22 protein-coding genes are annotated in these 20,192 nt (G+C 41.2%); 10 read left to right on the forward strand and 12 right to left on the reverse strand.

Annotated elements, in window-relative coordinates:
* Positions 1-39: 39 nt before the first annotated feature.
* Positions 40-1,437 (reverse strand): S8 family peptidase, encoded by a 1,398-nt coding sequence (locus tag J2S25_RS06725; protein ID WP_044391186.1) that lies wholly within the window; start codon positions 1,435-1,437, stop codon positions 40-42.
* Between the two features lie 368 nt (positions 1,438-1,805).
* Here J2S25_RS06725 and parE point away from each other — a divergent pair, with 368 nt between their 5' ends.
* The 3 genes from parE (at position 1,806) to J2S25_RS06740 (ending at position 7,105) form a co-directional block, all read left to right on the forward strand.
* A complete protein-coding gene (parE, locus tag J2S25_RS06730) occupies positions 1,806-3,785 on the forward strand; it encodes a DNA topoisomerase IV subunit B (protein ID WP_044391185.1) in 1,980 nt (659 codons plus the stop codon).
* Complete coding sequence (gene parC / locus J2S25_RS06735; protein WP_044391183.1) at positions 3,782-6,217, forward strand: DNA topoisomerase IV subunit A; 2,436 nt, start codon at positions 3,782-3,784, stop codon at positions 6,215-6,217. Before parE ends, parC begins: the two co-directional genes overlap by 4 nt.
* Positions 6,218-6,343: 126 nt before the next feature.
* A complete protein-coding gene (locus J2S25_RS06740; protein ID WP_052806937.1) occupies positions 6,344-7,105 on the forward strand; it encodes a YybI family spore inner coat protein in 762 nt (253 codons plus the stop codon).
* A 566-nt stretch (positions 7,106-7,671) separates the two neighbouring features.
* Here J2S25_RS06740 and J2S25_RS06745 read toward each other — a convergent pair.
* From J2S25_RS06745 to J2S25_RS06760, 4 genes are all read right to left on the reverse strand, one after another.
* Positions 7,672-8,232: a class I SAM-dependent methyltransferase gene (locus tag J2S25_RS06745; protein ID WP_307191562.1), complete on the reverse strand. Its 561-nt coding sequence runs from the start codon at positions 8,230-8,232 to the stop codon at positions 7,672-7,674.
* 83 nt (positions 8,233-8,315) lie between these two features.
* Positions 8,316-9,206 (reverse strand): nucleoside hydrolase, encoded by an 891-nt coding sequence (locus J2S25_RS06750; protein WP_044391181.1) that lies wholly within the window; start codon positions 9,204-9,206, stop codon positions 8,316-8,318.
* Positions 9,207-9,349: 143 nt separating this feature from the next.
* A complete protein-coding gene (locus J2S25_RS06755; RefSeq protein WP_044391179.1) occupies positions 9,350-9,643 on the reverse strand; it encodes a spore coat protein in 294 nt (97 codons plus the stop codon).
* A complete protein-coding gene (locus tag J2S25_RS06760; RefSeq protein WP_044391251.1) occupies positions 9,640-9,846 on the reverse strand; it encodes a hypothetical protein in 207 nt (68 codons plus the stop codon). Before J2S25_RS06760 ends, J2S25_RS06755 begins: the two co-directional genes overlap by 4 nt.
* A 135-nt stretch (positions 9,847-9,981) precedes the next feature.
* Here J2S25_RS06760 and J2S25_RS06765 point away from each other — a divergent pair, with 135 nt between their 5' ends.
* From J2S25_RS06765 to J2S25_RS06775, 3 genes are read left to right on the forward strand one after another with little or no spacing between them, the layout of a single operon-like run.
* Positions 9,982-10,209, forward strand: a complete 228-nt coding sequence (locus J2S25_RS06765) for a hypothetical protein (protein WP_044391177.1) — start codon at positions 9,982-9,984, stop codon at positions 10,207-10,209.
* Complete coding sequence (locus tag J2S25_RS06770; protein WP_044391175.1) at positions 10,209-10,571, forward strand: spore coat protein; 363 nt, start codon at positions 10,209-10,211, stop codon at positions 10,569-10,571. Before J2S25_RS06765 ends, J2S25_RS06770 begins: the two co-directional genes overlap by 1 nt.
* Positions 10,572-10,586: 15 nt before the next feature.
* A complete protein-coding gene (locus tag J2S25_RS06775) occupies positions 10,587-11,723 on the forward strand; it encodes a zinc-dependent alcohol dehydrogenase (protein ID WP_044391174.1) in 1,137 nt (378 codons plus the stop codon).
* 61 nt (positions 11,724-11,784) lie between these two features.
* Here J2S25_RS06775 and J2S25_RS06780 read toward each other — a convergent pair whose 3' ends face one another.
* The 7 genes from J2S25_RS06780 to J2S25_RS06810 form a co-directional block, all read right to left on the reverse strand.
* Positions 11,785-12,501 carry a YebC/PmpR family DNA-binding transcriptional regulator gene (locus J2S25_RS06780; protein WP_044391173.1) on the reverse strand — a complete coding sequence of 239 codons (717 nt, stop codon included), beginning with the start codon at positions 12,499-12,501 and terminating at the stop codon, positions 11,785-11,787.
* Between the two features lie 142 nt (positions 12,502-12,643).
* Complete coding sequence (locus J2S25_RS06785; protein ID WP_044391171.1) at positions 12,644-13,435, reverse strand: alpha/beta fold hydrolase; 792 nt, start codon at positions 13,433-13,435, stop codon at positions 12,644-12,646.
* 89 nt (positions 13,436-13,524) lie between these two features.
* A complete protein-coding gene (locus J2S25_RS06790) occupies positions 13,525-13,794 on the reverse strand; it encodes a hypothetical protein (RefSeq protein ID WP_044391169.1) in 270 nt (89 codons plus the stop codon).
* A 128-nt stretch (positions 13,795-13,922) separates the two neighbouring features.
* On the reverse strand, positions 13,923-14,192 hold the full coding sequence (locus J2S25_RS06795) for a DUF1292 domain-containing protein (RefSeq protein ID WP_044391168.1): 270 nt from the start codon (positions 14,190-14,192) through the stop codon (positions 13,923-13,925).
* A 46-nt stretch (positions 14,193-14,238) separates the two neighbouring features.
* Positions 14,239-15,153 (reverse strand): CBASS cGAMP-activated phospholipase, encoded by a 915-nt coding sequence (locus J2S25_RS06800; protein ID WP_044391166.1) that lies wholly within the window; start codon positions 15,151-15,153, stop codon positions 14,239-14,241.
* Between the two features lie 120 nt (positions 15,154-15,273).
* Positions 15,274-16,734 carry an alanine/glycine:cation symporter family protein gene (locus tag J2S25_RS06805; RefSeq protein WP_044391164.1) on the reverse strand — a complete coding sequence of 487 codons (1,461 nt, stop codon included), beginning with the start codon at positions 16,732-16,734 and terminating at the stop codon, positions 15,274-15,276.
* A 216-nt stretch (positions 16,735-16,950) separates the two neighbouring features.
* Positions 16,951-17,817, reverse strand: a complete 867-nt coding sequence (locus tag J2S25_RS06810) for a dimethylarginine dimethylaminohydrolase family protein (RefSeq protein WP_044391162.1) — start codon at positions 17,815-17,817, stop codon at positions 16,951-16,953.
* Between the two features lie 44 nt (positions 17,818-17,861).
* On the opposite strand from J2S25_RS06810, the gene ykzB reads away from it, so the two are divergent.
* From ykzB to J2S25_RS06830, 4 genes are all read left to right on the forward strand, one after another.
* Positions 17,862-18,125, forward strand: a complete 264-nt coding sequence (gene ykzB, locus J2S25_RS06815; RefSeq protein WP_307191563.1) for a protein YkzB — start codon at positions 17,862-17,864, stop codon at positions 18,123-18,125.
* 12 nt (positions 18,126-18,137) lie between these two features.
* Positions 18,138-18,284 (forward strand): Fur-regulated basic protein FbpA, encoded by a 147-nt coding sequence (fbpA, locus tag J2S25_RS06820; protein WP_084221702.1) that lies wholly within the window; start codon positions 18,138-18,140, stop codon positions 18,282-18,284.
* Positions 18,285-18,362: 78 nt separating this feature from the next.
* Positions 18,363-18,686: a MerR family transcriptional regulator gene (locus J2S25_RS06825; protein ID WP_044391250.1), complete on the forward strand. Its 324-nt coding sequence runs from the start codon at positions 18,363-18,365 to the stop codon at positions 18,684-18,686.
* A 138-nt stretch (positions 18,687-18,824) separates the two neighbouring features.
* A complete protein-coding gene (locus J2S25_RS06830) occupies positions 18,825-20,144 on the forward strand; it encodes an ammonium transporter (RefSeq protein WP_084221701.1) in 1,320 nt (439 codons plus the stop codon).
* The last annotated feature ends 48 nt before the right edge of the window (positions 20,145-20,192 follow it).

Raw genomic sequence — 20,192 nt, forward strand, 5'->3', positions numbered from 1 at the left:
AAGCAAGCCGCCAAACATTCTGGCGGCTTGCTTTTGAATTTAATTCAGCCAGTTGAATAACGATCTTTGCCTGGTTCTTTTGGGAGTCTGTTTTTGGCTAGCCTCCTGCAGGGCGGAATTCACGTCGATCAAGCCATTTCCATAATCGATATCCTTTCCTTGTTCCCCAAGGTCAATCGCAGAGTTTTTTATGATGGTGATGATTTGGGAGTTTTTTAAATCAGGGTTAACTGATTTAATCAAAGCGGCCAGACCTGCGACATGTGGAGCAGCCATCGATGTTCCAGAGAGAGCTGCATACTGAGAATGAAAAAAAGTGCTCGGTATGTTCACCCCAGGAGCAGCAATATCAATATAATCTCCATAGTTCGAAAAGCTCGCTCTGTTTCCGTTATAATCCACTGCTGCCACGCTTAAAACCTCTGGGTAAGACGAAGGGTAAGTAGGTTGATTGGATCCGTCGTTCCCTGCTGCTGATACCATTACGACATTTTGGTCATAAGCATAACGAACAGCTTCTTCCAATACTTTTGATGGCTGATAATTGCCAAGGCTTAAATTGATGACATCTGCGCCATGGTCGACTGCCCAAATGATTCCTTTTGCAATATCAAATGTAGTACCATAGCCTTTCGCTCCCATTGCTTTTACAGGTATGATCTTGCTGAACCATGTTATGCCAGCAACACCCTCCCGATTATTCGTTTCCGAGGCGATGATTCCAGCCACATGTGTACCGTGGCCATTGTCATCATCAGGTTCCTGATTTTCGTCTATGACATTATACCCTGCGACAATTCGATTCCTTAACTCGGGGTGATCCAGGTCAACGCCTGTATCGACAATGGCTATTTCAATTTGTTCTTTGCCGCGTGTAATGTTCCAGCCTTCTTCTGTTCCGATCGCTGGCAAATTCCATTGGTAATTCTCCTGATATAGCAAATCATTTGGGCTGGATACCTCGTTTTGCATCAGGATAAAATTAGGCTCTGCATATTCAACGTTCGGCCGCTCGTTGAAATATTCAACCATTTGCGGTGTTTCCATGGACGTTGACCGAAAGATATACACCGAATTTAGGTGTTTAACGACCCAGCCCTTAATGTCGCGGGTCATTTCATCTAATTCGTCAGCACTTGGTTCCGTAATAAAATCAACAGCAGCCTCATGATCATAATAATGACTTGTATCTTTTTTATTATGAAAAATAAGCGTAATATTTTCTTGAGAATGGAGATGTTTCTTGATTTTCTCTCCCGATTCAATATTATTTACGTTTGCCATAGAGTGCATCATCATAATTCGTTGGCTAGATGAGAGAGTTTTTGTATTCTGTTGATCGCTTTGAGCAGGCTCATTCTTGAACACTCCACCTGCATTAAGGGCAAGAACGAAAATTAGTAATGCCCCCAGGGTGAAAACCTTCGCCAATTTCATTGTTAAAGCCCTCCAAAAAATGAATTTGTTCTTATCATGCAAAACAAAAGGGGAAATTAACGGCGGTAATCGCTGGCAGTTCATGAATGGAAACCAACATAGGCAAAATTTTTTTCTGGTCAAAAGGTACCGTTCGCTTTTTTATATGGAATTATTTTTTTAAATCTGTTTGCCAAATTTCAATTAATCGCTACAATTAAGCATAGACGCCATTATTATGGTAAAATAAACAAAGAGAACAATTGTTCTGATTGGAAAAAAAGCAGTTTTTCATACTTTTTAACAAAAAAGAGGAATACTTAAGAATTCATTGACCTTATACAAAAAAACCGTCAATGTTGTTTGCTAGAAATGAAAGGGGTATGTTCGTGGCAAGAAATCAGCAAGCTTTTGATTATAATGATGATGCCATACAGGTACTGGAAGGCTTAGAAGCGGTTCGAAAAAGACCGGGCATGTATATTGGCAGCACAGATACGCGAGGCCTTCATCACCTCGTATATGAAATCGTTGATAACTCCGTTGATGAAGCACTTGGCGGCTTTGGGAATCACATCATCGTCAAAATTCATAAAGATAATTCGGTCAGTGTCCAGGATAAAGGACGAGGAATGCCTACTGGGATGCATAAGCTTGGAAAACCAACACCGGAAGTTATCCTTACCGTCCTTCACGCTGGAGGGAAATTCGGGCAAGGAGGTTATAAAACAAGCGGCGGTTTGCATGGTGTTGGCGCATCCGTCGTTAATGCCCTATCTGAATGGCTGGTTGTCACGATCAAACGCGATGGCTTTGTTTATGAGCAGCGATTTGAAAATGGCGGAAAGCCGGCGACTACGCTTGAAAAAATTGGCAAGACAAATCAATCAGGGACGACAATTCATTTCAAACCAGACGAAGGAATTTTTTCTACTTTGACATATAACTATGACACACTTTCTGAAAGGCTGCGTGAGTCTGCTTTTTTGCTGAAAGGCTTAACAATTGAGCTGATCGATGACCGAAATAACGAGAAAGATGTCTTTCATTTTGAAACGGGCATTCAGGCATTTGTTGAATATTTGAACGAAGAAAAAGATGTGCTACATCCGGTAGTCAGCTTTGAAGGCGAATATAGCAAATTTGAAGTGGAATTTGCCTTTCAATTCAACGATGGATACTCGGAAAACGTTCTTTCTTTCGTAAACAATGTTAGGACGAAGGATGGCGGCACACATGAAGCAGGGGCAAAGACGGCGATGACGAGAGTGTTCAATGAATATGCCCGTAAGGTTGGATTGCTGAAGGAAAAGGACAAAAACCTTGATGGAGCGGATATACGCGAAGGGCTGGCAGGAATCATATCAGTTCGTATTCCTGAGGAACTGCTTCAGTTTGAAGGGCAGACGAAGGGGAAGCTGGGGACCAGTGAAGCAAGATCCGCAGTCGACTCGGTCGTATCGGAACATCTGTCGTATTTTCTCGAGGAGAATCCAGACGTAAGTACTTTACTGATCCGAAAATCGATCAAAGCTTCCCAGGCCCGGGAGGCTGCCCGCAAAGCACGTGAAGATGCGCGCAGCGGGAAAAAGCGAAAAAAAACGGATGCCATTCTATCAGGTAAATTGACTCCAGCTCAATCAAAGAACCCGGCGAAAAATGAATTATACCTTGTGGAAGGGGATTCTGCGGGAGGTTCTGCCAAGCAGGGGCGCGACAGAAAATTCCAGGCTGTACTGCCATTGCGCGGAAAGGTCATTAATACCGAAAAAGCAAAGCTTCAGGATATTTTCAAAAACGAGGAAATCAATACGATCATCCATGCGGTCGGCGGGGGAGTAGGGTCGGATTTCAATATTGAAGATATTAACTACGATAAAATTGTTATCATGACCGATGCCGATACGGATGGTGCCCATATTCAGGTGCTATTGCTTACCTTCTTTTATCGCTATATGAAGCCCCTCATAGAAGCGGGAAAAATCTTCATTGCCCTTCCTCCGTTGTATAAAGTCAGCAAAGGGACTGGCAAAAAGGAAATCATTGAATATGCCTGGAGTGATGATGAACTACAAGGAGCCATCAAAAAGATCGGCAAAGGCTATATTATCCAGCGTTACAAAGGTCTTGGCGAGATGAATGCAGATCAGCTTTGGGAAACAACGATGGACCCTGGGACTAGGACTTTGATTCGCGTTCGAATTGATGATGCGGCAAGAGCGGAGCGGAGAGTCACAACCCTTATGGGGGACAAGGTGGAACCCCGCAGGAAATGGATCGAATCGAATGTTTCTTTTGGACTTGAGGAAGACGGCAATATTTTGGAAAATGAAAATATCTCCGTGCCAGAGGAGGTTGAAGGCGAATGAGTTCAGTGGAAAAATTTCGTGATCTTCCTTTAGAAGATGTATTAGGCGACCGATTTGGCCGGTATAGCAAGTATATTATCCAGGAACGTGCCCTTCCTGATGCTCGCGACGGCCTGAAGCCTGTGCAGCGGAGAATTTTATACGCCATGCACGTTGAGGGCAACACAAGTGAAAAGGGTTTCCGGAAGTCCGCTAAAACAGTCGGTAATGTGATCGGGAATTACCATCCACACGGTGATTCATCGGTATATGAAGCAATGGTTCGGATGAGCCAGGATTGGAAAGTGCGAAATTATCTGGTGGACATGCACGGCAATAACGGAAGCATCGATGGGGACCCTCCAGCGGCAATGCGATATACAGAAGCAAGATTATCAGCAATTGCCGGTGAATTGTTAAGGGATATCGAAAAGCGGACAGTTGAGTTCATCCCAAACTTTGATGATACGTCCAGTGAGCCTACCGTGCTCCCGGCAATGTTTCCAAACCTGCTAGTCAACGGCTCGACGGGAATTTCAGCTGGATACGCCACAGATATTCCACCTCACAATTTAGCGGAAGTGATTGATGGGGTTATTATGAGGATGGACAACCCTGCATGCACGGTCGAGGATCTGATGAAAGTGATCAAAGGACCAGACTTTCCAACAGGCGGAATTATCCAGGGGATCGAAGGGATTGCCAAAGCGTACAAGACTGGCAAGGGAAAGATTATCGTCCGTGGCAAAGCGGAAATAGAGGATACTCGTGGTGGCAAGCAACAGATTGTCATCACAGAAGTTCCTTATGAAATCAATAAGGCAAACCTGGTCAAGCGAATGGATGAATTCCGGTTAGACCGGAAAGTGGAAGGTATTTCTGAGGTTCGGGATGAAACGGACCGAACAGGTCTTCGGGTAGTGATCGAATTAAAGAAAGAAGCAGATGCAAACGGTGTTCTGCACTATCTGTACAAAAACAGCGATTTGCAAATCACCTACAACTTTAATATGGTTGCTATCAACAAGAAACGGCCAGTATTGATGGGTCTTGCAGAACTTCTAGATGCCTATATTGGTCACCAAAAGGATGTAGTAACGAAACGGTCGCAGTTTGACCTTCAAAAAGCACGAGACCGCCAGCATATTGTCGAAGGGCTAATGAAGGCTTTGTCGATCTTGGATCAAGTAATTGCTACAATCCGTGCTTCAAAGGATAAACGCAATGCGAAAGATAATTTGATCCAGAAGTTCCAATTCACTGAAGTTCAGGCGGAAGCAATTGTTTCCCTCCAGCTTTACCGCCTGACAAATACTGATATTACTGCCCTTCAAGCAGAGGCGGATGAGCTTGCCAAGAAGGTGGAAGAGCTCACTGCCATTCTTGAAAGCGAGAAAAAGCTAACGGCCGTTATCAAGAAGGAGTTAAAGGATGTCAAGAAGCGCTTCTCTGATGATCGCCGGACGAAAATCGAGAAAGAAATCGAGGAAATCAAAATCAATCTTGAGGTACTCATTGCCAGTGAAGATGTAATTGTCACAGTAACGAAGGATGGCTACGTAAAACGTACAAGTCAAAGATCGTATGCGGCATCAAATGAACAGGATTTCGCGATAAAAGATACTGACAGGCTGTTATCCCGATTAAATATGAACACAAAGGATGTCCTTCTGTTGTTCACCAATAAAGGAAGCTACCTGTATTTACCTGTTCATGAACTTCCTGACATCCGCTGGAAAGATCTTGGACAGCATGTGGCCAATATCGTACCGCTTGACCGGGATGAAGAAATCATCAAAGCTGTACCTATCACCGATTTTGAACAAAACCTGTTCTTTTTATTTGTTACGAAAAACGGGATGGTGAAGAAATCAGAATTGAGTCTTTATAAAGCTCAGAGGTATTCTAAACCCTTGACCGCCATCAATGTCAAAGGAGATGACCGGGTCATCGATGTCCATTTAACAAATGGAAACATGGATCTATTTCTTGCTTCCCATTTTGGCTATGGCTTATGGTTCAGCGAAGTAGACGTTAGTCCAATTGGAATCCGCGCAGCCGGGGTTAAGGGAATGAATCTAAAGGATGAAGACTATGTCGTGGGCGGTAAAATCATCGATGACAATGAAAATCCATCCATTGTGATTGCAACCCAGCGCGGCGCAGTGAAGAAAATGAAGCTTTCTTCTGAATTCGAGAAAACATCCCGTGCAAAACGCGGAGTCGTGATGCTGCGAGAACTGAAGGCAAATCCACATCGGATTATCGGTGTTGAAGCTGTCAAGGGAGAAGATGAACTATTCTTCCTATCTGAAAAGCAGCAGATTGTTTCGCTAAAGGCAGCAGATTTGAGGAACAGTGACCGTTACACAAATGGGTCCTTCATTATTGATGAAAATGAAACAGGTAAACTTAAATCCGTTTGGAAAAGGGAAAATAAGGAAATAGACTAAAATAAAATGATGAAAAAACACAGCGGATTTGCTGTGTTTTTTTTATATAAAAAGACTAAAATTTCTCTCGATAAGTGTATTTTTTTCCCATATAAAGAGATATTAACTATAAGGGAGGAATTCACAATGAAAAAGGAAATTTTAATCATTATCACCGCATTCTTTTTAATGTCGTTGACAGCACTAACAGGAGCATACGCAGGTGAATCGAAGGAAACGGAGTCAGTAACAGGAACGAAAGAAAAAGTGGATGTTACAGGTGATGGAAAAAAAGATCTAGTTTTTGTAAAAGGTATCCCATTTGAAGAAGGGACACGGTACCTCAAGGAGATTTATCTAAAAATCAAAGCATCAAATGGCAATACATATAAGATTGATCTCGATGGAGGGTATGACCCGACCACAGAATACAAAGATCTTAATCACGATTCGGTAAAGGATATTTTCGTCAGCATTCCTACTGGCGGGAGTGGAGGATTGTCGAATTATTATTTATACACCTTAAAAGATTTTAAGGTTGTTAATTTGTCTGTACCGGAACCTTTATCTGTCACAAGCCAATTCGAAGATGGTTACAAGGCCTCTGTTCGAATAGAGCAAACAGGGCAGTCCTACAGTTTTGATTTAAGTGAAAGAAAAGTGGACTATGACAGACTTGGTCTTTATCAAGATGGCAAATTGAACGAACCGACTGAATTGATGGTGCTACCATTCGGAAGTTTAAAGCCATTCAAAGGCGAAGCTGGACAATACGAATTAATCGGGATACAGCGAATAAACGGTGCCTACAATGCTGACGGTATTGCAAACCTGGAATCAACCTGGGTATATGAAAAGGGGACCTGGAAACTGCAGCACGCAAAGGTAATCGAACTGAAGTCGCATTAAAATAGAGGGAATGGCCATATAAGAAGCTGAACCACGAAAAAACACAGGCTAGTACTGTGTTTTTTCGGTTTACAAGTAAATAGAGGATACCTTTTGTTTTGCATAATAATATTATGTAAAGTTGAGTCAGAACATAAAATTGGTGGTTAGGATAAAGCACCCGACGAAAAAGCATGAAATATTCGCTTGCCATGTAAATTAAATGATTTTTTTTTATTTTATCTCACTGATTTAAGTATACTCTAATATTGAGATATATTTTATTTAACTTCCGAGAATTTATGTTATGTAAACTAAAAAGAATTTTTCGTTAAGGCATCACGAACCCTTCTCCTCCTGCCCGATTGTCCGTTTTTAAGAGAATATACTATATTAATAAATAATGGTTATTTAGGGCTTTTTTTGAATCTGATTTCGCTATTCAGGATGGCTGCATCATTCTCCTTCTTGTTTGTTGCCTTGAAACTAGAATGCAGAGTCATAGCAAAAATTATATAACTATCTATCCTTAAAAAAGCAGAAACAGAGGATTTATCTGGTTCTGCTTTTTTCTAAAGATATTTAGTCTATCGCCGGTTCTGGCAAAAAATTGTCTGACGTCCTTCCTGTTCATTTTCCTCGAAGTAGAGAACTCTCCAGTCACTGAATTCTTTCAGCAATTCATTCGACTCCAGTTTATATTGATTCGAAACACTCTGGTTTCCCGAAGAACCATTTTGAAAAAAGGTTTCTATGAACAAATATCCATCTGTTTTAATCCATTCCTTCATCAGTGGAAACAATGAACGATCAAGATAGTAGGTCACCACCGCCAGATCATATTTCCGGCCTGTAAAAACCGATGTTTGTTTAGTAAGATCAGCAGTTTTAACAGTAATATTCAGCTTATTACAGGTCGCATGCTCTTGAACATAGTCAACAGCCACATCCGATATATCAATTGCTGTCACTTCATAACCTATCTCGGCAAGATAATAGCTATTTCCTCCAAGGCCACACGCGATGTCGAGTGCTCCCCCTCCCGTCAAGTAGCCTGACTGCATCATTAATCTAGTATTTGGTTCTGCTTCTGTTTTCTTAGTCAATCGATCCTTGTATTTTGAATTCCATTTTTCTTGAGAATCCAATCATATCCCTTCCTTCTAAAACTGGAGTTATTACGAATATATCATATTAAAATATTTTACTTATTCACAGTTCTATTTTTAGATTATTCAGAAGATATATTTAAAACGTACAGGCGTTCAGGTTCTGGTTTTGGCCTGAAATCTGCCATGCTTTTCCCTTTGGCACGGCCGAACAATTCGACGGTTACTCTTCTAGGCAGATATTTGACCAGGTTTCTATTCACGAGAGCGCTTAAAGTGATTACATCATGCAACGGTGCTCCCTGGATACCAGGTACATTCTCTTTATAAGCTTCAAAGTAATAATCGTATACAGGTTTGATCAGATTTTTGAAAGGAGACTGGCTGTTCTTTGCAAGGTAGTCAATGACAGCTGGTGGGACGATGGCTTTATTGGTAATGTTCAGCGGATGAAGAAAAACATTTCTTGCCTTTTCCAGAACCTGATTGGCTGCAATCGGATCTGCATAAAAATTTGCTTCAGCTTCTGCTGTGACATTTCCGGGAACTAGGAATGCTCCTCCCATGATATAAAAAGCGTTAACAGTTTTGAAGGCATCCTCGCCATACAGGATAAATGGGATTGCCAGTTCCGTTTGCCTTCCGACAGCGACAATCACTAGATTATCCGGGTATTCATTCACAAGATCCAGAATCTTATCAATATCAAAAACTTCTACCTCTCCAAAGTCCGCTGGCGGCCTGATTGGACCAAGACCTTCGGGACCATGGATTTCTGGATAAAAGGTTGCCAGTTCACCGGATAATGGGCCAGAAGCGCCAGCGATGATTGGTATTTCTTCTCTTCCACCTAGCTGCAATAAATAGGCAGCATTGTTGATTGCCTGTTCTTTTGTAATGTTTCCATAGCCGGTTACGACGCCGACAATATTCAGCTGCGGATGTAGCAAGGCATACATCAAGGCCAGTGAATCATCCACCCCGGAATCCGTAAACAAAAGAATATTGTACATGGCTCTCCCCCATTTTCTTCGACATTGGTTTATTATATTCTAACCTTTCTTTTTGAATTCCTCCGTAAAAAATCAAGGAGATTAACAATTGTTGACGCTCAAAAAGGCTGCTTCCTTGGATTGGCAGCCTTAACTTCTTGAATTTAATCAGCAAGCTTCAAAGCAGTATTTGCATTATCTAGATCCACTCTGATTTGTTCACTGAGGTCGTTTGGATGATAAAATCCAGTTTCAATCAGATAGTTGGTGATGTTTTCATGGCTGGCTACAGCGGACCTTAATTGTTCCCGAAAAGCATCTCTTAACTCGGGAGTGGCGGTTTCTGTGATGGCAAAAGATAGATTGCGGATTGTTGATTTAATGGAAATCAAATAATCTGCCGCAATTACTTGATCCGTCATCCCAGCCATTCCAGCTAGGTTATGCAAAATTGTCATACCTGATTTACCTCCCTCCTGTACAGCTCCTTCATCCGTTCAATGTGTGTACTTGATGCAGCTACTTCATTTGTCAGGATTTCTTTCAGTCTCATGTCTTTTACAAGTAAGCCCATTGTGGTGGCTTTGGTCAATGTGACCGTTTTAAAAATTAGTACCTCATGCAATTCAAGGGTTTCATGTATTCCTAGATATTTGGTCATTGGTATTGGTTTTCCTCCCAAAAATAAACGTCTCTCCTTATGCTTCCTTTAAAATGAAAGCTTATTCTCCATTCCTGCATAAAGTGATGGCTTTATTGGAAAAATAACTATGTTCTTTCTATGGAGGTGACCTTAATGGAAAAAGATACGCTTGCATTCCACGAAACGATGGAAGCACATGAAATACTGAATTTTAACACGATTAGTATCCTGAAATCAAAATTAATCCAAGGACTTTGCTTTGATAATGACTTAAAAGCTCTAATGGAAAAAGAAGTGCAACAATCGATTGCAGCTGTAGAAGAATTGAAGACCTATTATGAAGAAGCCAGGACAAAACTAATGAAAGAAGGGGACCAATAATGGAAATGGATTATCTTGATCCACAGGGTGCTGAGCACATGCCCGAGATGGCTGATGCATCCTTTGCGCTAGATTTTCTTCTAGGGATTAAAAATGGCATACATACTTACGGTATTGCTTTGACCGAAACAGCGAATGGGGACCTGCGTAAGATTTTTTACAAACAGATGGAACAGGCCATTGATCTCCATGCCGAAATTTCGGATTTAATGATTGAAAAAGGCTGGTTTTACCCTCATGATGTCGGAAAACAAATGGAATTGGATTTGAAGTCCGCTGACATGGCAATCAGTATTGGAAAAATGGAGTTATTCCCAATGGACACGGACCGTCTTGGAATGTTCGCGACACCAAACAAATAAAGGGGGTAAGATGATATGAAAGCCGTTACGTACCAAGGCAGCAAGAATGTAGAAGTCAAAAATGTTAAAGATCCTCAAATTAAAAATTCGGACGACATTATCATAAAAGTAACTGCTTCGGCAATTTGCGGCTCCGATTTGCATTTGCTTCATCAGATGATCCCTAACTTGCCTACTGACTATGTTATTGGACATGAGCCAATGGGTGTAGTAGAAGAAGTTGGTCCTGGCGTAGAAAAACTAAAAAAGGGTGACCGTGTGATCATTCCTTTTAATGTTAGCTGCGGAGAATGCTGGTATTGTAAAAATGACATTACATCACAGTGTGATAATTCAAATCCACATGGGGAAATGGGCGGATTTTTTGGCTACTCAGAAACTACCGGCGGTTATGCAGGCGGACAAGCTGAATATATGCGTGTTCCTTATGGAAATTTCACACCTTTTAAAATACCTGAGAACTGTGAAGTCGAGGATGAAAAACTTGTCTTGCTGGCAGATGCAGCTGCGACAGCATTGTGGAGTGTCGATCATGCTGGGGTAAAACCGGGGGATACGGTAGTGGTATTAGGCTGTGGCCCGGTTGGCTTGCTGGCACAAAAATTTGCGTGGTACAAAGGTGCAAAGCGTGTCATTGCTGTTGATCATTTGACCTATCGTTTGGAACATGCGAAAAAGACCAATAAAGTGGAAATAGTGAATATAGAGGAACATCAAAATACCGGTGAATTTCTTAAGGAAATCACAAATGGCGGTGCAGACATCGTCATTGATTGCACCGGCATGAGTGCAAAAATGTCACCATTAGAATACTTGGCGACAGGCATGAAGCTGCAAGGCGGTGCGATGGGCGGCCTGGTGATTGCTTCACAAGCAGTTCGTAAGGCTGGTACGATCCAAATTACAGGTGTATATGGAGGCAGATATAACGCCTTTCCCTTGGGGGATCTGTTCCAGCGAAATGTAGATTTGAAAATGGGACAGGCTCCAGTAATCCCATATATGTCTTTTCTTTACGATCTTGTTTCTAATCGAAAAATGGACTTAAGTGACGTCATTACCCATGTTCTCCCACTCGACCAGGCTAAACACGGCTATCAGATTTTCGACACAAGAACAGATGGCTGCATCAAAGTCGTCCTTAAACCGTAGTATACAATAATGTCTCCCATGCAAAAACAACCCATTCCATCAGCGGAATGGGTTGTTTATCTTACTCCATATCAACATTATGGTAAACCTGCTGGACATCTTCTAAATCTTCCAGCGCATCTACAAGCTTCTCAAACTGGGCAAGTGAGTCGGGCTCGAGGGAAATTTCATTTTGTGGAAGCATCGTCAATTCGGCAACTGTAAAATCTGTAATACCGGAATTCCTGAAAGCTTCCTGTATAGCGTGGAATTGTTCAGGCTCCCCGTAAATAATTACCGAATCCTCTTCCTCAAGGATATCACGTGCATCCACATCTGCTTCCATCAAAATTTCCAAAGCTTCTTCGGCCGATTTTCCTTCAAAACCAATTACTGCTATTTTATCAAACATATAAGAAACGGAACCGGCTACTCCCATGTTGCCTCCGTTCTTCCCGAAAGCAGCGCGTACGTTGGAAGCTGTCCGGTTTACGTTGTTGGTAAGTGCATCTACAATAATCATCGAGCCGTTAGGTCCAAAGCCTTCATACCGAAGCTCATCATAGCTTTCTTCTCCCCCGCCCTTGGCTTTTTCGATAGCACGATCAATAATGACTCTCGGTACATTGTATGTTTTCGCTCTCTCAAGGACAAATTTCAGAGCTTGGTTTGATTCCGGATTTGGATCACCCTGCCTGGCTGCAACATAAATTTCTAGTGCAAATTTAGAATAAACCCTGCTAGTGTTCGCATCCTTGGAAGCTTTCTTTTCTTTGATGTTGTTCCATTTACGCCCCATATAGTCCACTCTCTTTCCAGTTATATCAGTTAACTGCAAGCCATCCATAATAGAATAAAAGCCATGCAGCATTTCACAAATAATATTATACCTTAAAATAAGAAAAAATGAAGCCTGATCTAAATGGCTGGCTGATGGGCATTTATAGTTTGCTAAGGAATTCGTTCATTGCCCTCACTAGATCTTGGGGCTGTTCAAACATGCTCATATGTCCGCTGTTTTTAATAAGGTATTTTTGGATATTTGGTTTATCAACCGTAAATGTTTTCTCGGGAGGAACAATTTGATCGAGTTCTCCAGCAACCAACAGCACCGGAAGCTCAGTCTCTTCCAGAACATGATTTCGGTCCGGCCTGTTTTTCATTGCTGACAGGGCACTAACAAGTCCTTTCACAGAAGTCTTTAGGCCGATTTTGACTATCTCGGAAATTTCGACAATATTCAACTCGAGGTTAGCAGGCGAAAAGAGCTTTTTGGAAAGTTCCTCGATAAATGAATCAGTACCTTGCTTCTGTATTTTTTCTGAATTCGTGTCCCTGCCTTCTTTCGCATCAGTCGTGTCAGCATTTGCCGTGGAGTGAACCAGGGAAAATCCGTTTAAGTACTGTGGATAAAGCTCGGCAAAAGCTAAAGTAATATATCCGCCAAGCGAATGACCGAACATAGTCACTTTCTCAATCCCTAAATGATCAAGAAAGTCTTTTACCAAAAATGCATAATCCTCTATTTTATAACTGTCGTTTACCATGCCTGACTCGCCATGTCCTGGAAGATCGATGGCGATTACTCTGTACTCTTTGGTTAATTCAGGAAGTACTTTGTCCCAATACTCTTTTCCGCCAGCAAAACCATGAATAAGAACAATCGGTTTTCCATTTCCTTCCTCATAAAAACTGATTTCTGTGTTTGCTGCTTTTATTTTTTGTGTAGTCATTTCATTCACTCCTATCTTTTATACTACTTAGATGAAAGGACAGCTTATTCCCTTTTCTTTTTGATGCTGTGATACTTGAAAGAACATTACTATGAACCCATTTCTTCAAACTCTTTTATTTTTTCAAGTCTTTCTACCAGCACAATGCATTTTTTATCTCCAATTTCATAAATATACATCTTATGTCCATGCTCTATTAGGAGCTTCTTGAATTGAATCTGACCGGATAAGTCATATCCATTGGCTAAGTCAGTAATTTTTTTGAGGATTTGGTCTTTGCTTGGTTCTGTAGTAGATGCTATTTTAATAGGAATCGGGATTCCCTTGATTTTAAAGGTTACGAGGATAACGCTATCCAATTGCATCAACTCCTTTAAAAATCAATTCGACATTCGCGAATAATTTCCTGCTATAGTCCACCTATTTTCCTTTAATCATGGCAATCAAAAAAGAGAGGAATGGAATTTCCAATCCTCTCCTCTTCTCACTATTCTTCTTCGATCATGCCTTCATCAAAAGCCACAGAAACCTTTTCGAATTCTTCATCAGATTCAATGGCAGCAAAATCTCCATCTTCGTCAAGCTTGAGAAAAAAGATATCAATTTCTTCGTCCGTGCTTATTTTCAAGTCTTCCACAAAGCTGACAGCAACATAATCAGATCCGTCTATGTTCAATGTTGCGATTACCTCGACCTCTTGCTCGATCTCGCTTTCGTCGCTAATTGTAAATACTTCTCCAACTTCCATTTTTTCCATAGTTGTTCCTCCTCATGTAAATAGTATTCCCTATAAATGGTGCGAGCTAACTCTCAGAAAGAAATGCTGTGATTTTTCCTTTGTTCCTTTCAAAAACCTGTTTTCCCATTTCTTTTAATTTTGCAGTGTAAGTAAAATCGTCAAAAGGAACTTCCTCTAATAATTCAGTATTCAAGCGAAGATAACGATCACTCAGCAAAAGCCTGCAATGATAAGAGACGGATTCAGATGATAAGTCCATCGCCAGATCCAATAGCTTAGGGGTTATTTTCAATGATGGAAAACGGAATGGCAGCCACTGACGAATTCCCCAGTATTTATTCTCCTCCATTTTAAAAGCGATGTTCTGCTGGCCTGTCCCGATGGAGAGAATCTGTATTTCCTCTAGCTCCATTTTAAAGTGATGCAATGCCTCAGTCAAACAAACCAATGATGGGTTATTGGCCCACAATCCCCCATCAATCGATAAAAACTGATTATTAACATTGTTTGGAGGAAAATAAATCGGCGCCGAACAGGAGGAAAGGACAGCATCCCATAATTTAACTGAAAGTTCTTTTTCCGATGAATAACCAAAGTCTGAGCGGTGGACATACGGTTTTCCATGAGTAATATCAACTGCAGGAATTAAAAGAGGTTTTTTTATTTCGCCAAGGGTAAGATCTTGGAAAGCTTGCTTCAGCAGCCTCCTCAAATAACGGTCACTGTATACACTTGTAAAAAAACCAATCTTTGATTTTTTGACAAAAATCTTTTCTCCATAAAATTCGTACCTATCCATCAATTCCCCCATCGATCTATTCAAAGCAACGGAAGCGGCAATGATGGATCCTGTACTAGTTCCTGAGATCACATCGAACAGACTGCCTACAGGCTTGCCGAATTCTTCTTCGATCGCCTTCAGGATGGCGATCGGGAAAACACCTCTAATACCGCCACCGTCAATACATAACAACTTCATGAAATTCCCCCGCTACGTCTTTGATACTATCATCCTTCCCATTCCACTAAAACAATATGATGAAACGAAAACAGAAAGAAGAGCTGCCTTTGATCAGGTAGCTCTTCACAAAAATCACTCTTATGACACTTTTTCTTTTTCATGGTTGAAAGAATATTCGTCTTCCCAATACTCAGCATTCTTAATGCCGAGCTTTTTGGAATTGAACACCGGATCTAGCCCTTGCTTTTTCTGTTCCTCATAGTCCTTCAAAGCAATCAGTGCCGGCTTAGCGAGCAGGACAATGGCAATCAGATTCAGCCATACCATCAATCCGAGACCAGCATCTCCCAGCGCCCATGCAAGTGATGCTTCTTTCACAGCACCGTAGAAAGTTGCTCCTAGGATGACAACTTTCAGGACAAACATCGGTATCTTACCATTTCTTCCTCTGAGAAGATAAGCAATATTTGTCTCGGCCATATAATAATAGGCCATGATGGTTGTGAAAGCGAAAAAGAATAGTGCTACTGCAACAAATTCTGCTCCGAAACCAGGAAGTACCGCATCAACAGCAGCTTGTGTATACCCTGGACCAGCCTCTACACCTTTCAAGTTTTCGACGATGAACGCGCCATCAGCCCCAACTGTATTAAACATACCGGTGAACAGGATCATGAATGCCGTAGCAGAACAAACGAATAAAGTATCGATATAAACAGAAAATGCCTGGACAAGGCCCTGTTTAGCTGGGTGGGATACTTCTGCAGCAGCAGCTGCGTGAGGTCCTGTACCCTGTCCAGCTTCATTGGAATAAATACCTCGTTTTACCCCCCAAGAAACCGCACTTCCCACGATACCGCCAAACATAGAGTCAGCACCGAAAGCACTTTTGAAAATCAAAGCGAAAACCGCGGGAACTTCAGTAATATTCATTCCAATAATGATAAGAGCAACAAGGATATATCCGATTGCCATGAATGGGACCGTATACTGGGCAACTGTTGCAATCCTTTTTACGCCTCCAAAAATGACGAATCCTAAAAGAACGATTATAACCAAACCAGATACTGATTTGTTGACACCAAAAGCATTCTCAAGGCCAAGCGCAATCGAGTTTGACTGAATCCCCGGCATTAAAAGGGCCATTGCCAGCAATGCCGCTATAGAAAAAGCAATCGCAAACCATCTGATGCCAAGACCTTTCTCAATGTAATAAGCAGGACCGCCGCGATAAAGACCATCTTGCTTAACCTTGTAAATCTGGGCTAATGTTGATTCAACAAAAGCGCTGCTCGCCCCAATGAACGCGATTGCCCACATCCAGAAAACCGCACCAGGTCCACCCATCGCAATCGCAGTGGCAGTACCAGCGATATTACCAGTTCCTACACGGCCAGATAAAGCGATAGATAAGGCCTGAAAAGATGAAACGCCCGCATCGGAACTTCTCCCCTGGAACATGAGCATAATCATGTCCTTTATGAGTCTTACTTGTAAAAAACGTGTCAGGATGGAGAATACCAGGCCGATGCCTAGAATAATATAAATGACCGGGTTGCTCCACAAAATCCCATTGAGCCAAGAAACGAAAGCTTCCAAATGAATCCTCCTCAAATTTTATTTTTTTCTATTTTGAATTATAAGATAATAAAACTCAAAGGACAATCAAAACCTGATATTTAACAGCAAATTATTTATTAATCTGTTATAACTAAAGATTTCGCCAACAATTTTAGCAGAAAAAAACAAAAGCAAATGACGGTGGTCACCTGCTTCCAATGATTTTCTTACAGACAACTTGAGGGATAGAAGAAACTATTTTATATTCCTCTCGCGCAAAATCGGCAATGAACAGCAGCGAAAGGAGCCTCCGGATTTAATAATCTCCGAAATATCAACTTCGATTACTTTAAAGCCTTTCCTTCTGAGCTGTTCATTCACTTCTTTGTTTACAGGCAGACTGATAATCTGTTTGTTTCCGATACTCAGGACATTGGTACCAAGAGTAAATTGTTCTGCTTCGCTAACATCAATCAGATCATAACGGGAGCTAAACAATTGAATGTCTGAATCTGTCAAAGCAGGCCGGTAAATTAAAGCAACAGTAGGGGAGACAACATTGAAAACACAATCAAGATGAAGGTATTCTTCTTTAAAGGGAATGACCCTAACGTCCACATTCGGTAGCAATCCCTGCAGATGGTCGGCTGCCTGCTTGTTGGTCCTATTGCTCATGCCTACATATACGGTGTCCTGATCAATGATTACATCGCCGCCCTCAATCTTATCACCTAGAAGATTGTAATAGGAGATCTCTTCATCCTCTAACCACTGTTTCAATACATCCTCCTCGCCTTTTCGGACGTCATTTGCCATTTCTGCAACAAAAATGGTTTCGCCGAGGGTGAAGCCAACATCCCTAGTGAAGACTTGCTCTGGAAACTTTTTATGGTACGGAAGCAGAATGACTTCAATACCGTAATCTTTTAATGTATTCACAAATTTTTGATGTTGCTCCAAGGCAAGCTCGATATGAATTCCCTCATCCTTAAAATGTTTTTGAGTTTCATTTATGACATCCCGGATGGTCATATATTGTGGCTGGCAAAGAATGACTTTCTTAAGTGCATCATATTCATTTATGATATACCCTCGATTTTTCGATGGTATGTTCTGGTTCATTATTATTCCTCCTCGTCATGATAGTTTTTCCGATTTGCACACAAATGATTACTCAACTGTTAAAATTCCTGTCAGAAATCCTTCCTAACTTACTGATTACCCAATTGGTATCCGTTAAGATGAAACAAATTACATCTATTTACAAATGGAATGGGGAGATTTCTATGGTCAGACAGAAGGAATTGGATTTGGCGAAATTGATTGTGATGCTTGACCTATTTCGGGATCAATTGTTTGAGCAACTTCTGAAAAAAGAAGGAATGCAAGCAATGGAAATTTTGCGCAAAATTCAAAATGACGATCTTTAAGGGGGCTATTTTATGTCATTCCATTTAAGGACTGCTGTTGAACAATTAAAGGAACATTATATTAAACATTTGGTGAAAACAGGGCTAACGAAAAAAAGTGAAAACGAATTAAGAAAACTAACCGTGACTGAACTAAAAAATTTAACAAATGGACGGTAGCTCCTCCAGTTTTTCTTTACAAAACATGATGTTATGTGAGAAAATGTAACATAAAAAGAAAGAAGCGTGGTGATCCTTCTGGCTGCTGATTCCTCCTATAAAGATAAAAAAGTGATTACAATCGGGATAGTTAGTGAATTAACAGGTCTTTCAGAACGGCAAATACGATATTACGAAGAAAGAAAACTGGTTTTTCCTGATCGAACACCAGGCGGGAGCAGAAAATATTCGTTTGCGGATGTTGAACTACTAGTTGAGATCGCCAATAAGATTGAAGATGGTGTCCAGACGTATGAAATCAGGCAGGAAATGGTGAAGCAACAGAAAATAAATGAAGCAGAAGAACATAAAAAAATGATCCAAGGACAACTAAATGCCCGATTCGGTATACGAAAAAAATGATCTTGAAACCTTCTTCCTAGAGGGTTTTTTTGTTTGACTTAAATTTGATGTTAGATTTCCTTACACGGTAGTGGTTTTCTTATGAATTAGATGACAAAATACATATAACATACAAACTAAAGAGGGAGTTGAGCAAAATTGGATACAGCTTTTTTATTAAATAGCTTATGGGTAATGGTTTCAACAGTATTAGTAATTTTGATGATTGGGGGCTTCATTTTACTTGAAACAGGTTCTACCAGAATGAAAAATGCTGGCCATATCGCCGGCAAAACGATTTTGACATTTGGTATTTCCTCCATTGTTTTCTGGGCTGTAGGATATGGTCTGATATTCGGGGAAGGCAATTCGATTTTAGGATTTTCGGATTTCTTTTATTCAGGCTATGAAGTGGAAGGGCTTAGCCTTTCAGGATCCGTGTTCTTCCTTTTTCAACTGGCTTTCGCGGGAATTTCGATTACAATAGCTTTTGGCGGATTCGCTGAAAGAGCAAAATTATCTGTTTATGTTGTTTTCGCAGTTTTCTTCTCCATATTGGTTTATCCGTTTATTGCTCACTGGATTTGGGGCGGCGGCTGGCTTGCAGAACATGGGAAACAGGATTTTGCTGGTTCGACAGTCGTTCACCTTACAGGCGCAATGGGTGCCTTGGCAGCAACACTTCTATTGAAACCTCGTTTAGGCAAATATAATAAAGATGGCTCGGCCAATAAAATTGACGGTCATAACCTCGTATTCACCGCGTTGAGTGTACTCTTCCTCTGGGTGGGTTGGTTTGGATTCAATGCAGGCAGCACGCTATCAGTAGATGGAGCATTTTTTGGATTTGTCGCCCTGAACACGAATCTTGCAGCTGCGGCTGGTACCATTGCTGCACTTGCTGTTTCATGGATTGTCATGGGAAAGGCCGATATCCCAATGATGTTGAACGGAACACTGGCCGGTCTTGTCGGCATCACTGCTTCCAGTGGCTTTGTTGATACATGGGCAGCAGTTGTAATTGGATTGGTTTCCGGAATTCTCGTCTTCTATAGCATTAGGTTTTTTGAAAGCAAACAGATTGATGACCCTATATTTGCATTATCCGTTCATGGGGCAGCAGGAGTTTGGGGTACTTTATCAACTGGATTCTTCGCAACTCCAGAATTGGCAACTGTCGGAAAACCAGGATTATTTTATGGCGGAGGTTTCGACCAGCTCGGGGTACAGGCTATGGGAGTTTTAGCTTCCGGTGCTTTTGCTTTTGTTGTTTCCTACCTCATTTTGTTAGGAATGAAAATGGTGATGAATGGCTTGAGAGTTACAGAAGATGAAGAAAACATTGGACTGGACATCAGTGAACATGGTATTTATGGATATCCGGAATTTGTCAATATTGAAGCAACCATTAGAGAGTCAAAAAGAGAGACAAAGGTTGAGAATCCCTCCCTTGTCACGCAGCGACCTTCCATTAATTAACGGAAAAGCCATCTGTCAAATCGAGCGAAAAACCATTTTATTTTGATT

Origin of the sequence: Mesobacillus stamsii (assembly GCF_030814065.1) — a bacterium.
Classification (GTDB): Bacteria; Bacillota; Bacilli; order Bacillales; family Cytobacillaceae; genus Mesobacillus; species Mesobacillus stamsii.